Origin of the sequence: Nocardia coffeae (assembly GCF_019890715.1) — a bacterium.
GTDB lineage: Bacteria > Actinomycetota > Actinomycetes > Mycobacteriales > Mycobacteriaceae > Nocardia > Nocardia jiangxiensis.
Window position 1 is genome coordinate 1 of sequence record NZ_JAINZY010000105.1, and the last position, 230, is coordinate 230.

Sequence of the window (230 nt, forward strand, 5' to 3'; positions counted from 1 at the left end):
CACGGGGAATCCCCGGGCCGCTGGCACGGCACCGGACTCGCATCGCTCGACATCTCTGCAGGTGAACAGGTCACCGAAGAGCAGATGAAGGCCCTGTTCGGGGAGGGCAGGCATCCTGATGCGAACGCGATCCAAGACCGTGTCTTCGACCGCGAGATCGCCCGCGGCGCCACCACCAAAACAGCCCGCGATAGAGCGGAAAAAGCAACTCGTTTAGGTCGCCCGTACCG

The 230-nt window shown here is 63.9% G+C and carries 1 protein-coding gene; it reads left to right on the plus strand.

Annotated elements, in window-relative coordinates; genetic code table 11:
* A partial coding sequence (locus K7711_RS47230; RefSeq protein WP_222979762.1) for a relaxase domain-containing protein occupies positions 1-230 on the plus strand: 230 nt, incomplete at both ends.